The sequence below is a fragment of the Microcystis sp. M20BS1 genome, from assembly GCF_020245305.1.
Taxonomy (GTDB): Bacteria; Cyanobacteriota; Cyanobacteriia; order Cyanobacteriales; family Microcystaceae; genus Microcystis; species Microcystis ichthyoblabe_A.
Window position 1 is genome coordinate 25,739 of record NZ_JADBUZ010000085.1, and the last position, 15,051, is coordinate 40,789.

Annotated in this window: 10 protein-coding genes; 9 read left to right on the forward strand and 1 reads right to left on the reverse strand. The window is 39.2% G+C overall.

The window, feature by feature from the left end:
• Positions 1-7 precede the first annotated feature (7 nt).
• The 4 genes from IM507_RS08575 to IM507_RS08590 all read left to right on the forward strand — a co-directional run bounded on the left by IM507_RS08575 (position 8) and on the right by IM507_RS08590 (position 7,572).
• Positions 8-1,000, forward strand: a complete 993-nt coding sequence (locus tag IM507_RS08575; RefSeq protein ID WP_287636892.1) for a methyltransferase — start codon at positions 8-10, stop codon at positions 998-1,000.
• 65 nt (positions 1,001-1,065) lie between these two features.
• Positions 1,066-1,758 carry a polyprenyl diphosphate synthase gene (gene uppS / locus IM507_RS08580; RefSeq protein WP_069474156.1) on the forward strand — a complete coding sequence of 231 codons (693 nt, stop codon included), beginning with the start codon at positions 1,066-1,068 and terminating at the stop codon, positions 1,756-1,758.
• Positions 1,748-6,211: a non-ribosomal peptide synthetase gene (locus IM507_RS08585; protein ID WP_465246294.1), complete on the forward strand. Its 4,464-nt coding sequence runs from the start codon at positions 1,748-1,750 to the stop codon at positions 6,209-6,211. Before uppS ends, IM507_RS08585 begins: the two co-directional genes overlap by 11 nt.
• Positions 6,208-7,572, forward strand: a complete 1,365-nt coding sequence (locus tag IM507_RS08590) for an aminotransferase family protein (protein ID WP_287636894.1) — start codon at positions 6,208-6,210, stop codon at positions 7,570-7,572. Before IM507_RS08585 ends, IM507_RS08590 begins: the two co-directional genes overlap by 4 nt.
• A gap of 81 nt (positions 7,573-7,653) precedes the next feature.
• On the opposite strand, the gene IM507_RS08595 is transcribed toward IM507_RS08590, so the two are convergent.
• Entirely contained in the window at positions 7,654-7,854 is a 201-nt protein-coding gene (locus IM507_RS08595) for a hypothetical protein (protein ID WP_184891219.1), read from the reverse strand.
• A gap of 6 nt (positions 7,855-7,860) precedes the next feature.
• Between IM507_RS08595 and IM507_RS08600 the strand changes: the two genes are divergently transcribed.
• From IM507_RS08600 to IM507_RS08620, 5 genes are all read left to right on the forward strand, one after another.
• A complete protein-coding gene (locus tag IM507_RS08600; RefSeq protein WP_016515100.1) occupies positions 7,861-8,898 on the forward strand; it encodes a methyltransferase in 1,038 nt (345 codons plus the stop codon).
• Between the two features lie 17 nt (positions 8,899-8,915).
• Positions 8,916-10,118: a thioester reductase domain-containing protein gene (locus IM507_RS08605; protein ID WP_016515099.1), complete on the forward strand. Its 1,203-nt coding sequence runs from the start codon at positions 8,916-8,918 to the stop codon at positions 10,116-10,118.
• 56 nt (positions 10,119-10,174) lie between these two features.
• A complete protein-coding gene (locus IM507_RS08610; RefSeq protein WP_287636895.1) occupies positions 10,175-12,187 on the forward strand; it encodes an ABC transporter ATP-binding protein/permease in 2,013 nt (670 codons plus the stop codon).
• 326 nt (positions 12,188-12,513) lie between these two features.
• The gene (locus IM507_RS08615; protein WP_287636896.1) at positions 12,514-14,526 is read left to right on the forward strand and encodes a phospholipase effector Tle1 domain-containing protein; all 2,013 of its coding nucleotides are present in this window, start codon (positions 12,514-12,516) and stop codon (positions 14,524-14,526) included.
• Positions 14,527-14,577: 51 nt separating this feature from the next.
• Positions 14,578-15,045: a hypothetical protein gene (locus tag IM507_RS08620; protein ID WP_002738405.1), complete on the forward strand. Its 468-nt coding sequence runs from the start codon at positions 14,578-14,580 to the stop codon at positions 15,043-15,045.
• Positions 15,046-15,051 lie beyond the last annotated feature (6 nt).

Below are 15,051 nucleotides of genomic sequence, written 5' to 3' on the forward strand. Positions count from 1 at the left end.
CGGGCAAATGTCTGATAGAGACACTGTCTTGCAGATGATAAGGGGTTTTCAGATTAGCCAATGTATTTATGCGACCGCCAAATTAGGAATTGTTGATCTGTTGGCCGATGGAACAAAATCTTATCAAGAGTTAGCCACTGAAACCCATACTCATGCTGATTTACTTTATCGTTTTTTGCGGACGTTAACCAGTCTGGGGATTTTAGAAGAAACCCAACCCAACTATTTCCAAAACACTGCTTTAGCAACTTATTTAAGAGATAAGCAACAGGGAACTGTTCGCAATTTTCTGATGGCCGAAATAGAAGAAAGTTATGCTAGTTGGGGAAATCTGACTCAAAGTTTAACCACAGGTCAAGGTGCTTTTGAGTCTATGTATGGTGTCAATATTGAAGAGTTTCATCAACAAAATTCTGATCAAGCTGAAGTTTTTGATCAAGCAATGGTTGATATAACTGCAATTCAAAACCCCCTGATTTTGGCCGCTTATGATTTTTCTGTCGGGGAAATTGTCGCAGATATTGGTGGAGGATACGGAAAATTTCTGGCTGCTATTTTACAAAAATATCCCCAGATTAAAGGAGTGCTATTTGAACAACCCTATTGTATTGAGCAGGGGAAATATCTACTAACACAAGAGGGAGTGATCGACCGTTGTAGTTTGATTCCTGGGAGCTTTTTTGACCCCATTTTCCTTAAAGCAGACATTTATTTATTGAAGAAAATTCTGCTCAATTGGGATGATCAAAAAGCCCTTGAAATTCTCAAAAACTGTCGTCAGGCTATGGACCCATCCTCTCGATTGTTAATCGTGGATCGAATTTTGCACAAAAATCGTTGGAAGGATAATTTAGCTGATCTCAATTTATGGATGCTAGGTTCAGGAAAAATTCGATCGGAATCTGAATTTAGGGTATTATTAGAAACGGCTGGCTTTCAAATAACTAAAATTATTGACACTCAGTCTATAGAGAGTTTAATTGAAGCTACTCCACTCTAAACCAGAAACTTAAATACCGCTCTGTTTGCCAAACTACTCAATTCAACCTTATTAGGAAAAATTTTATGACTAACAACATCTCTACTAAACCTCTCAAGCATATTGCCATCATTCCAGACGGTAACAGAAGATGGGCAAAAAATCAGGGCTTATCTCCCCAAGAAGGTCACAGAAAAGCATTTATAGAGGTGGCACCTTCCCTATTAAAAACGCTTTGGGATAAGGAAATTTACGCTGCGACATTGTGGCTGTTCTCCACCGAAAACTGGAAGCGTTCCGATAGCGAAGTTGACAACTTAATGGATGTTTTTAGTCAGTTTCTCAGCAATTTATTGCCTTTATCGGGTAAATACTCAGTACAGTTGCGACATTTAGGTAGAAAAGATCGCCTTCCTGAAAATCTCTTGTCTATGGTTGAGGAGGTAGAGCATAGCACCAAAGGAATGACCGGTCACATCTTCAATTTTGCCCTAGACTACGGTGGTGAAGATGAGATAATCCGCGCAGTCCGCCGCCTAGTAGAAAAGGGGGTTAAACCGGAAGAGATCGAACCTCATCAGCTAATGGATCAATTTTGTCCGCCGCCAGATCTGATTATTCGGACCTCTGGAGAATGTCGGTTATCTGGATTTATGCCCCTACAGAGTTGTTATAGTGAACTCTACTTTACAAATACCTTCTTTCCCGATCTAACTCCGGCAGATATTGAAGAAGCTATCCACTGGTTTCAAAATCGCGAGCGTCGCTTTGGAAAATAGGATCAAGCAAATTAAACCAACTATAGCACCTGAGTTAAATCAAATTACTTTAGTTCCCATGACTCAATCTATTCATCAATTATTGGAACAGCAGGTACAACGCACCCCTGAAGCGATAGCTCTGATTGGGGAAAACTGGCAAATTAGCTATGAAAGCTTAAATCAAAAAGCCAATCAACTGGCCTATTATTTACAAAAATATGGGCTAAAACCGGAAAGTCTCGTCGGTTTATCTGTGGAACGTTCCCCGGAAATGGTGATGGCCCTTTTGGCTATTCTAAAAGCCGGATGTGCCTATGTTCCCCTCGACCCCGACTATCCCCCGGAGCGCTTGGATTATATGATACAAGATGCTCAATTATCTCTCATAATCACCAACAGTTATTTAATCGGTAAATTCGGGGACAATCAGACAGTTAAAATTCTGAAATTGGATGAAGATTGGGGGCTAATTGCCCTGGAAAAGCCAGAAAATCCCGATATTGAAGTTAACCCCGAAAACCTCGCTTATATTATCTATACATCAGGTTCCACCGGAAAACCCAAGGGCGTGATGATTGAACATCGCTCTGTGGTTAATTTTATTGAAGTGGTTAAGACTACTGCTAATCTCAGTCAAAGCGATCGAATTTTACAATTTGCCTCGATTAGTTTTGATGTTGCCGTCGAGGAAATTTATCCTTGCTTAACTGTTGGTGGCACGGTTGTTTTGCGAACTGAGGCGATGTTAAGCTCATTTTCTAGCTTTATCCAAAAGTGTCGAGAATGGCAACTGACAATCTTAGATTTACCCACAGCTTTTTGGCAGGCTTTAATTACCGAATTAGCACGAACTAAGGAACTCTTCCCCGAATCGGTGCGATTATTATTTGTGGGTGGAGAAAGTTTATTACCCGAAAAACTCAAACTATGGCAGCAATATATAGAAGAAATGTTACAAACCGGGAAACTCCGCCGAGTACCCCAATTAATTAACGCTTATGGACCGACAGAAACCACCGTCGAAGCAACCTATTGTGATTTATCTGATTATAAATTAACAGAAAACTGTACCTCTGTCCCTATTGGTCGTCCCATCAATCAGACACAAATCTATATTCTTGATCAGAATTTACAGCCTGTCCCCCAAGGAACTCAAGGGGAATTATATATTGCTGGTATTAGTTTAGCGAGAGGTTATCTCAATCAGCTAGAATTAACCCAAGAAAACTTTATCAATAACCCTTTCAATCCCTCCGAACGGCTTTATAAAACTGGAGATTTGGGTCGCTATTTAGCCGATGGTGACATTGAATACTTAGGACGCATTGACAATCAAATTAAGATTAGAGGTTTTCGGGTAGAACTAGGAGAAATTGAGAACGTATTGATTCAACACTCGGCGATTGAGTCGGCGGCGGTTATCCTCAGCCAAGATCAATTAGGGGATAAACAGTTAATCGCTTATGTCGTTCCTCATCTAACTTCTGAGGATTCCTTAGAACAGGAAAAAACTCAACAAGAATATCTGGCTCTTTGGAAAACTGTTAATCAGCAAACTGACAGTCAAACCCCTATTCAAAGTGATCTTACTTTTAATATTATTGGTTGGGATAGTAGTTATGACGGACAGCCAATTCCCAAAGAAGAAATGCACGAATGGGTGGATAAAACCGTTGAAAGCATTCAAGAGTTACACCCAGAAAAAGTTTTAGAAGTTGGCTGCGGTACGGGATTATTATTAACTCGAGTTGCCCCCGATTGTTCCGAGTATGTAGGTCTTGATTTTTCTCGTCCTGCTTTAGATCATATTCGGAAAATTCAGCAAACAATAGGCGGTTTAGATCATGTAACTTTGTGGGAAAGAAGCGCCGATGACTTAGCGGGATTGGAGTCAGAAAGTTTTGATACTATTATCATCAACTCTGTGCTGCAATATTTCCCCAGTACCGCCTACCTACTGCAAGTTTTAGAAGGGTTGATTAAACGGGTTAAAAAAGGAGGTCATATTCTTGTTGGAGATATTCGTAATTTAGCCCTTTTGCCAACCTATTGTACTTCGGTAGAAGCTTATCGAGCTAATGATCATGTTCTTGCCTGCCAATTGCGAGAAAGAATTACCCGCAAACACCAAGCAGAAGAAGAGTTGTTATTACATCCCTTTTTCTTCCTAGCACTTCAACAACAATTTCCTGAAATTACTCATGTGCAAATAAAACCCAAAACTGGGGTTTATGATAATGAATTAACTCGCTTTCGTTACGAGGCGATTTTATCTATCAATAGTTCCGTTGAACCGTTGACAGAGATTGATTGGTTAGACTGGCAAAAAGAACAACTGAACTTAGACAAAGTTAAACGTATTTTAACTGAATATCAACCGAGAAATTTAGGTATTTCTCGTATTCCTAATGTTCGTTTGAGTAAGGAGGTTAAGGTTCAACAATGGTTAGAAGAAGCTGATCAAAGCGACTCACTTAAGCAACTAAACCAGTGGCTAGGTAAGCAGCCGAAGCATGGGGTAGAAATTGATCGGATAATGGCTCTTGTGGAGGACTTACCTTATCACCTAGAGATTAGCTGGATTAACACCGATGCCAGAGGATATTATGATCTAGTTTTTAGCCATAAATCCGCACCATTCCAACCAGCAATTTTTCCCATTAGTTCTCCTATTGAAGATATATTTACCTATGCCAATAATCCAATCGAGATTAAATTTAAGCAGCAATTAATATTAGAACTCGGTCAATTTCTTAAAAGCAAATTGCCAGAATATATGAGGCCAAATGCCATCAGTATTTTAGACAAATTGCCCCTTACGCCTAATGATAAAATAGACCGTCTAGCCTTGTCAAAACTGGCAAAACCGAGTTATATATTAACCAGTAATAAAGCTAATTTTGTAGCTCCTCGTAATCGAGAAGAAGAAATATTAGCGAACTTGTGGTCTGAAGTTCTGCAACTAGAGCAAATCGGTATTAATGATAACTTCTTTGAGTTAGGCGGCAATTCTCTCAAGGTCATTATTTTATTGAATAGAATCCAAGAAAGGTTGAATAAAAACTTGCAGATGCTTGACCTATTTCAGTCACCCACCATTGCTGAATTAGTAACTTGTCTGTCAGAAAAATCATCAACATTTAACAGAATTGAAGCAACAAATCTCCAACCCGCCGACGAAATTCGTTATTATCCGCCCTCTTTTGCTCAAGAGCGATTTTGGGATTATCGTCATTTAGGTAGCTTTTATTATCTACCTAACTACTTCCATCTGGAAGGAAAGCTTAATATAGCTATTTTGGAAAAAAGTCTTAATGAGATTATTCGTCGCCATGAAATTCTAAGAACAAAATTAGAAAAAATCAATGGTTCTTTAAGGCAGGTTGTCTATCCCAATACAAAGATAGCTCTTGAAATTATTGATCTGCGAAACCGCTCAGAAGTAGAACAACAGCAAGAAATAGAAAGAATAACCGCAGAAAAAATCAAAAAACAAGTTTTTCTGGACAAAGATCCTTGGTTGTTCGTTAATCTACTACAATTGTCAGAAACATCTCATATTTTGCTGATCGGTTTACACATGATGCTGGCCAATGAACAATCTTCGGAAATATTAATGCCAGAATTGAGCCTTCTCTACGATACTTTCCTCTCTGATAACCCTTCTCCTTTGCCCGAATTACCCCTACAGTATGGCGATTATGTGATTGCCGAACGTCAATCTCTTACAGAAGAAGGACTAAAAATAAGGCGCGACTATTGGCAACAGTGGTTAAGTCAAGAACCCCAACCTTTAAATCTTCCCACTGACAGACCGCTACCAGAGGTGCAAAGCTTCCAGGCAGTCACCCTAGAAACAGAGATTTCTCCTGAACTGACTACTCAGTTAGAAATTTTGAGTCAGAAACAAAAAGTGACTTTTTTTACCACCATCGCCACTGCCTTTGGACTTTTACTCCATCAGTACGCTCCGAAGGAAAGTCTCGTTATCGGCGTTCCAGCGATTGATAGCAATCAGCAGCAATTTGCATCTGTCATGGGAGATTTTGGTAAGCACTTGCTTTTAAGACTTGATTTTGGCGAAAATGACCACTTTTTCCAGCTATTAAAACGGGTTCAACAGGAGATGCTTGCTGTCATCACTCACCAAGATGTCCCTTTTGAGCAAATCGCCAAAACCTTTGACCCGCCGATAGAGCGAAATAAACGCTTTTTTAGAGTGTATTTAGACTTTTTGCAAAAAGCTCCCACAGAGCATTTAGAATTATCGGGTTTGAATGTCACCCCCATACCGCTTAAATTATCAATGGCAAGAGTAGATTTAGGAGTATTGTTCTGGAAAAAAAATACCCCTTCCGGAACTGTTATTAAGCTATGGTGGAAGTATAAAAAAGATTTGTTTGAAGCGGATACCATCGCTAGGATAGCGTCAAATTTTGAAAATTTATTAGAGGTAATCGTCAATCAATGAAAACCGATCAATCCCACGTTTTCAATACAACTCGTTGGCATAATACCTGTTTAATGGCAGAATCGGGAAAAGGTATTTATGTTTATGATTCAGAGGGAAAAACCTATCTAGATGCCATCGGGGGGACTCATGTTATTTCCATCGGTCATGGTGTCACAGAAGTGGCCGATGCCATGGCAGAACAAGCTCGTCAACTGTGTTTTATTCATAAGGCTCAATTTACCAGTGAACCCCAAGAAAAGTTAGCTAATGTGGTGACAACAATGGCTCCCGAAGGTATGGATAGAGTCGGTTTTGTCACCAGTGGTTCAACAGCTAATGAAATGGCTTTTCAAATAGCTCTTTATTACCATAAACTACGAGGCAAAGCCAGCAAATACAAAATTATTTCTCGTTGGCATAGCTATCACGGACATACAATTGCCACTCTCGCCATGACTGGTAGTAGGTTTGTGCGAGAAAGTTTATCACCCTTTGACCTCTTAAATTTTCCCCATATTCAAGCACCTCACTGTTATCAATGTCCCTATAAACTTACCTATCCCAGTTGTGAATTAACTTGTGCTAATGAACTAGCAAGAATAATCGAACAAGAAGGAGTAGATACCATAGCCGCTTTTATTGCTGAACCGATTATTGGCGGTGCCGGGAGTGCCATTGTTCCGCCTCCTGGCTATTATGAAAAAGTGCGAGAAATTTGTGATTTCTATGATATTCTTTGGATTTCTGAGGAAGTTATCACGGGTTTTGGTCGAACGGGTAAAAACTTTGGGGTTGACCATTGGGCGGCAATTCCCGATATAATTACAGCCACGAAAGCCTTAAGCAGCGGGTACGCTCCCATTGGTGCAGTTATTGTTCATCAACGGGTTCGGGAAGTATTTGACAATGCAACTAAAAATATACCCCTGTCATTGTTTACCTATGCCGGTCATCCTATTAGTTGCGCTGCGGCTTTAGCTGTGCAGAACTATATGGCTAAACATAATTTAATAGAACGATGTGCAGTGATGGGTAAATACCTCAAACATCAATTAGAAAAACTGGCTGAACGGGAGCCAATCATAGGCGATGTTCGGGGGGAAGGATTATTAATAGGAATTGAATTTGTTAAAAATCGAGACAATCATCAACCTTTTTCTCGTTCCCTGGGTATTACTGAAAAAATTATGCAAGTAGGCTTAGAAAATGGATTAATCCTCAGAGGGAGGTTTGGTACTGGTGTCGGAGTTGATGGAGACCATATCTTAATTTCGCCACCCTTTATTATCACAGAAAGTCAATGTGATGAATTGGTGGAAAAGTTAGAGTTAACTTTCAAGCAGGTAAAACAGTCTTTAAAATTGGTTGAGGTGTGTTAAAGATGATCACTCAAAACAGTCTGCTACAAACAGCTAAATCCTATCGGACTCTGGCGGCGGTTACTATTTCCAAAGGCGCGGCTAATTCAGTAAGTCACCCTGACCAAAGAATTGATCAAGAAGCTCTCGTTTTTGCTGTTTCTGGTCAAACTGAGGGAATAATACAGTTAAGCCTAAAATTGTTGACAAGTAAGGTAAAATCGTTAATAATTTAGCCAAGGATTTATTCTTAGCAAAAAATACCCTTTTTAGGGAATCCGTAAGCTCAATCAAAAAGGTCATTAAATTATGTTTAATCTTCCTGGGGAAAACCCAAATCAAATATCTCCTAGAGACACCGTTTTACTGATGATTAGGGGGTTTCAGATCAGTCAATGTATTTATGCTGCTGTAAAATTAGGAATTCTTGATCTGTTAGGAGATGGCTCAAAACACTATCAAGAATTAGCGACGGAAACTAACACTCATGCTGATTCTCTCTATCGTCTTTTACGAACTTTGGTCAGTTTAGGAATTTTGCAAGAAAATCAACCGGATTATTTTCAAAATACTCCCTTAGCGGCTTATCTAAGGGATGATCAAGTGGGAACTTTACGCAACTGGCTAATTACCGAGATAGAAGAAAGTTATGCTTGTTGGGGCAATTTTACCCAAAGTTTAACCACTGGAGAAGGAGCTTTTAAAGCCATGTATGGTCTTGATATTGAGGAGTACCATCGAGAGAATCCTAGCCTCAATAAAGTTTATGATCAATCAATGAATGATATAACCACCTTTCAAATAGCTAAAATATTAGAAGCTTATGACTTTTCCTCCGTAGAAGTATTGGCAGATATTGGTGGCGGTCAGGGAAAACTGATTGCTGCTATCTTAAAACGTTACCCTCAAATAAAAGGGATACTTTTTGAACAGCCATACTCCCTTGAAAAAGCCAAAAATTTATTGAAACAGGAAGGGGTAAGCGAACGCTGTGAGTTGATAAGTGGAGATTTTTTTGAATCGGTTCCCGTCGTAGCGGATGTTTATTTACTCAAGCAAGTTTTGCTCAGTTGGAATGATCAACAAGTGGTTTATATTCTCAAAAACTGTCGCCAGTATATGCCTTCCACATCTCGATTATTAATTTCAGAAAGAATTATCCGCAAAATTTATTGGAGAGACAATTTAGCTGATCTACAGTTATGGATGCTTCATTCAGGAAAAATTCGCTCAGAAAATGAATTAAAAGTCCTATTGACAAGGGCTGGATTTCAAATAGATAAAATTATTGACACTATGCCTGTGCAGAGTTTGATTGAAGCAAGTCCACTCCCTAAATTAAATTAGATATGTCCTAGCAAAGCATGAGCAATCAAGAATGTATTCCAGATTTAAAAACAGAAGCTATTCTTAATCCTGATATCAGTTTTGACAGTCCTCTCAAGGACAATTTTGACGAGCCAAAATCAATTTTTTTAACTGGTGCCACTGGATTTTTAGGGGCTTATTTGCTCAGGGAACTGCTCGATCAAACCACCGCTAATATCTATTGTTTAATTCGTTATCATACTGTAGAAACTGGTAAACAGCGACTAAAAGAAAACCTCCAATCTTACCAACTTTGGCAGCAACATTTTGATGCTCGTATTATCCCAATGCTTGGCGATTTGGCTCAACCATTGTTAGGTCTTTCTGAGAAAGAGTTTTGTCAATTAGCCAACGAGATTGATGTTATTTATCATAACGGATCACAAAATGACCCGATCCCCCCTTACTATCAAATGAAAGCGGTTAATGTTTTGGGAACTCAAGAAATTCTTAAGTTAGCCGGACTAAGAAAAACTAAACCAGTTCATTTTATCTCGACACTGGCCATTTTTTTTAGTCAGGCTCATAGACAAGATACACCCATTAGAGAGACAGAATTTCCTCGATTTTCTCCCAGTTTAAATACGGGCTATAAACAAAGCAAATGGGTTGCTGAAAAATTAATACACCTAGCTCAAAAAAGAGGTTTGCCCGTCTCTATTTATCGACCCACAAGAATTATGGGTGACAGCAAAACTGGAATTTATAGAAAATCGAATAATTTCTTTTTTCGGTTTATTCAAATATGTATTAAATTAGAAAAATTTCCCACTTTTGATGTGGATATCAATATTATTCCCATTGACTATGCCAGTAAAGCTATTGTTTATCTCTCAAGGCAAAAGCAACTTTTAGGAAAAACCTTTCATTTAGTTAATCCTGAATTAATTCCATGGCAGAGATTTTTTGAATTAATTAATGCCTGTGGTTATGCCACTGAAGCGGTATCCGATAAAAATTGGTTAGTAATGGTTGAAAATTACCTTTTTGAGCAGGGAGGAGAAAAAGCCGTTAGTTCTTGGTTCCCAATTATTTTAAAATCAGCTAAAATGATTAGTCAGACAAAGCCTTGCTTCGATGCTTGTCAAACTATCGAGGGATTAGCCCATAGCTCCATCGTTTGTCATCCTCTCGATTTATCCCTGATCTCTACTTATTTACTTGCTTGGAAAAAATATGAGACAAAAATGTTAAACTAGCAAAGGCTCAACTGCTGCCCGACTACCAATAGCGTCAACCCCTTTTTTTTGGAAATATGTCAACCCAATTTGCTGAAAATAAAAATGCACTTGCTTCTTTTAACCAATTTTTGAAAGATGTCAAGGCGATCACTCAACCTTACTGGTATCCCACCGAACCAGGAGCAAGAAGCTTTCCCGAGGTAATTCGTGGCTGGGGAATGCTATTTTTGCTAATTTTTCTAATCCTCGGTCTAGTAGTCGTAACGCTTTTTAATAGTTTTGCTATTCGTCGCTTGATTGACGCAATTGTACAACAGGGAGACTATGCCAGATTTAATCAGGAATTGATCGCCTATGTGATTGGACTGATCTTGGTGACACTGCTAGTCGGTTACAGTAAAAATATTTCCAAAAAAATTGCTTTGGATTGGTATGAATGGCTAAATGGTCAGGTTTTAACTAAATATTTCCATAAGCGTGCCTATTATAAAATTAATTTCAAATCTGATATTGATAATCCCGATCAACGCATTGCTCAAGAAATTGAACCGATCACCAGTAATGCTCTTAGCTTTTTCTCATCTTTCCTAGAAAAAAGCCTGAAGATGCTTGTCTTTTTAGTGGTGATTTGGACGATTTCTGAGCGGATTGCTATTCCGCTACTTATTTATACAGTCATCGGTAATTTTATCGCCCTTTATTTAAATCAAGAATTAATCAAGATCAATGAAAAGCAATTAGCTTCAAAAGCTGATTATAATTATGCGTTAACTCACGTTCGCAATCATGCTGAATCTATCGCTTTTTTTCGGGGAGAGAAAGAAGAATTAAATATCATTCAGCGAAGATTTAAAAAGGTATTAGAAGATACTCTCGATAAAATTGATTGGGAAAGAGGGAACGAACTGTTTGCTAGGGGCTATCAAGCTGCTATTCAAGTATTTCCCTTCTTAATTCTGGGACCTTTGTATATTAGAGGTGAGATCGATTATGGACAGGTGGAACAAGCTTCCACAGCCTGTTATATATTCGCTACTTCTTTGGGCGACCTGATCACTGAATTTGGCATTTCGGGACGATTTTCTAGTTATGTTGAACGTTTAAATGAATTTGCGACTGCCCTAGAAACCGTCACTCAACAACCAGAGAATATCAGCACGATCAAAACTATAGAAGAAAATCATTTTGCCTTTGAGAAAGTTACTTTACAAACTCCCGACTATGAGCAGGTAATTGTCGAAGATCTATCTCTTTCTGTTCAACCCGGTGAAGGATTACTGATTGTTGGCCCTAGTGGCCGCGGCAAAAGTTCCCTCCTACGAGCGATCGCGGGTTTATGGAATTCCGGTACCGGACGTTTAATACGGCCACCCCTTGAAGAAATTCTCTTTTTACCCCAACGTCCCTACATTATCTTAGGAACCTTACGCGAACAACTGCTCTATCCTCAGACTGATCGTCAGATAACTAATAGCGAAATTCAAGCAGTATTACAACAAGTCAATTTACAAAACGCCCTAAGTCGGGTGGATGAATTTGACTCTGAAAAACCCTGGGAAAACATTCTCTCCCTAGGAGAACAACAACGTCTAGCCTTTGCTCGGCTCTTAGTTAATCCCCCCAGTTTTATCATTTTAGATGAAGCAACCAGCGCCCTAGATTTAGTCAACGAAAGGATTCTATATGAGCAATTAAAAGCTCGTAAAACAACTTTTATTAGTGTCGGTCATCGAGAAAGTCTCTTTAATTACCATCAATGGGTTCTAGAACTCTCGGCCGACTCTAGTTGGGAACTCTTGACTGTTGAAAATTATCGCCTTAAGAAAGCGCAAGAAATGTTTACTAAGACCCCTAATGGCAATTCTGTAAAACCCGATATTACCATTAATCATGAGTCAGAATCCCCAGAAACACATCAGTCTCTTGAGGGACTTTCTCATCAAGAGATAAAACTATTAACCGACTTATCGATCTCTAGTGTTCGTAGTAAAGCTAGTCGCGGAAATTTGATCGTAGCCAACGATGGTTTTACCTATCGTTATGACAAAAATCCTCAAATCTTAAAGTGGCTTAAAATCTCACCTTAAGCTCTCTGGCTGGAAAAGATTGATATAATCAGGCCAATAGCCGGACCTCGAATCGACCCCAGAACCTGGACAAACCCGCCGGCTGTCTAACGATGCCAGCAATTTAACTGCCAGTTTCTACCAACAACAATTGACCGAGAATATGGGATGAGAGGCTATTGAAGCTAAATTTTGTGAAAACTTCTCACTTATATCGCTAGATAACTAAAATGTGGTAAACTAGGTGGTAACGTTCACAAAGACCGCGACAGATATGACAGTCTCTTATTAGTCAGAGTCCCTGAACCCCTGATTACCTCTTTCTCCCCTAGGTGATTACAAAACCAATGGCTGAACAACGCTCTGTACTAAAATTTAATGGCATTGATGATCAGATGGAGCTATCCCGGGGATTTCTTGACATCGATCAGAGTATTACCATTACATTTTGGGCAAAAGGAGAAAATAATTTATCCACAGAAACCACTCTTTTAGAAGCTGTTAATCGCGAGAATAACCGCGTCCTACATATTACTTTGCCCTGGGGCGATCCTGTGAAACCTGCAATTTTTTGGGATGCGGGAAATGAAGAAGGTTTCGATCGAATTGAAAAAAAAGTCAAGCTTAAGGATTATAGTGATTGGACTCATTGGGCCTTTGTCAAAAATGCGACCACAGGCCGAATGTTGATCTATCGTAATGGGATCATTTGGCATCGTGGCAACGGTCATAACCGTGCCTTAACGGGGATTGAAAAAATCATCTTGGGAGCCTCTGTTAATCTCTCCCATTATTGGCAAGGTTGTCTCGCCGAATTTTCTGTTTGGAATCAAGCGCGTAGCCAAGAAGAAATCCAAAAAACGATGTATCAATCTCCCTTAGTTGATGACCTTGGCCTAGTCACTTATTTATCACTCAATGGCAATGCAGAGGATCAAACAAGTTATAGCAATCATGGTATTCTTTATGGGACAACCTGGCAACTAGATAGTCTTCCCTCTAAACCGACCTCGATCCCTAAGTCAAAAACTCAGACTAGCAGTAAAGCTAGAAGGAGTGCGAAAAGGATAACAATGGTCAACGAAATTTTTAACTCCCTTGAAGAAGAAGAAGTGGTTGAACAGGATGCTCCAGCAGAAAATCAAGAACCTTCCCGGGAAGATAATTCAGAATCAATTATAATTGCCGCAGAAGCTGCTCTTGCCAGTAATGAAATTGAGGAGATTACTAAAACGGCAATTTCTCAACCGGATATACTGACTTATTCAAACCAGAAAAAACGGTTAATTATTTGTTGTGATGGTTCTTGGGAAAACTCTGGCAGTGCTTACCCCACCAACGTGGTTAAATTCGCCGAATCTATTAAGTATATTGCCGAGGATCAAACCCCTCAAATCGTCTTTTTGTCAGGTTCTGGCAGCGCCGAAGATAACGAATTTATTAAAAGTTTAGGGAATGAAACTTTTGGCTGGGGACTCGATCGGATGATTCAAGATGCCTATCGTTTTCTTGTCCTTAACTACAATCCCAAAAGCGAGGATGAAATTTATTTGTTAGGTTTTAGTCGCGGAGCATATATCGTTCGTTGTTTGGCTAGTTTTATCGATAAATGTGGAATCCTAAAACGATCTAAGATTAAAGAAATTCCCCTAGCTTATCAACTCTATCGAGACCACAACGTTAGTTTCGATAGTGCCAAAGCTCAACAATTTCGTGCCGCTAATGCTAAAAAAATTGAGACAGAAAAGGAAGATTTTCAAGATCGTATTCCAATCAAGATGTTAGGTTGTTGGGATACAGTTGGTCATTTTGGTATTCCTGATTTAACTCCTTGGTTTCCCCTAGCTAAGTTTTATCATAAAAAATATGAATTTAGTAACACAAAATTAAGTCCGATTATCCAAAATGCTTTTCATGCTGTTGCCATTGATGAAAAACGGAAAAACTTCCCTTCCACTCCGATCAAAGCCAACCCCGAAAATCCTGAACAAGTTGTCAAAGAAGTTTTATTTGTCGGTGAACATACCTGTCTAGGTGGTGGCAAAAAAGAATATCAAGGACTTTCCGACTACCCCTTACAATGGATGATTAATCAAGCCAAAAAATTGGGATTAGAGTTTGACTCAACCACCTCTGAATTTGAGGAATTCCCAATTAAACTAGACCCCACCATCAAGTTCGATAATACCCTTAAGGGATTGTCGGCCTTGGGAGGTGAGCAATGGCGATATTTCAATACAAAAGTTGTCACTGTTCATCACAGTGTGGTAAAACGATTAAAGGCTTTTTCCGATTATCGTCCCAAAAGTCTTGAACCTTTTCTTCAAGCTTTACTTGACGGCGATCAACAGATAGATTAACCTTGCTTTAGAATTAAACTAATCCTTCGCTAGAAATTTGAGGTGATTTTTATGGAACTCGATAACATTATCAAAAAAGTGGCAGGTGCTTATTTAGCTTCGGCTGTTATTGCTGTCATCGTGCTAATTCTAACCCTCGGACAACCCTTTGTAGTTTTTATGGGTATTGGAGCGATGGGGTTGGTTACTGTCCTAGGAGATGCGATCGCTCAGTACGGAATTGAAGCGGTTCTGAATGCTTTTTACACTGAGCGAAGTAAAAAAGAATCCCTGGAAACACTTTTGGCTGAAATTGATGCTTTACCTCTGACTGATGACCTGAAATTAAAAACCAAAAAACACTTGACTGACCATCAAGAACAGACAGTAAAGCAGCAAGAAACGGTAACTGAGCCAACTCCTGAAAGTCCTCAAACAGTTGTTATTGAAAAGGAACCAGTTATTGAAAATGAACCAGTTGTTGAAAATGAACCAGTTGTTGAAAATGAACCAGTTGTTGTTGAAGTTGAGAATGTTTAATTAGGT

Bases quoted from the DNA above. Each gene is read 5' to 3' on its own strand.
- IM507_RS08575 (WP_287636892.1), top strand. From the start codon at position 8: ATGTCTGATAGAGACACTGTCTTGCAGATGATAAGGGGTTTTCAGATT.
- uppS (WP_069474156.1), top strand. From the start codon at position 1,066: ATGACTAACAACATCTCTACTAAACCTCTCAAGCATATTGCCATCATT.
- IM507_RS08590 (WP_287636894.1), top strand. From the start codon at position 6,208: ATGAAAACCGATCAATCCCACGTTTTCAATACAACTCGTTGGCATAAT.
- IM507_RS08595 (WP_184891219.1), bottom strand. From the start codon at position 7,854: ATGACCTTTTTGATTGAGCTTACGGATTCCCTAAAAAGGGTATTTTTT.
- IM507_RS08600 (WP_016515100.1), top strand. From the start codon at position 7,861: ATGTTTAATCTTCCTGGGGAAAACCCAAATCAAATATCTCCTAGAGAC.
- IM507_RS08605 (WP_016515099.1), top strand. From the start codon at position 8,916: ATGAGCAATCAAGAATGTATTCCAGATTTAAAAACAGAAGCTATTCTT.
- IM507_RS08610 (WP_287636895.1), top strand. From the start codon at position 10,175: ATGTCAACCCAATTTGCTGAAAATAAAAATGCACTTGCTTCTTTTAAC.
- IM507_RS08615 (WP_287636896.1), top strand. From the start codon at position 12,514: ATGGCTGAACAACGCTCTGTACTAAAATTTAATGGCATTGATGATCAG.
- IM507_RS08620 (WP_002738405.1), top strand. From the start codon at position 14,578: ATGGAACTCGATAACATTATCAAAAAAGTGGCAGGTGCTTATTTAGCT.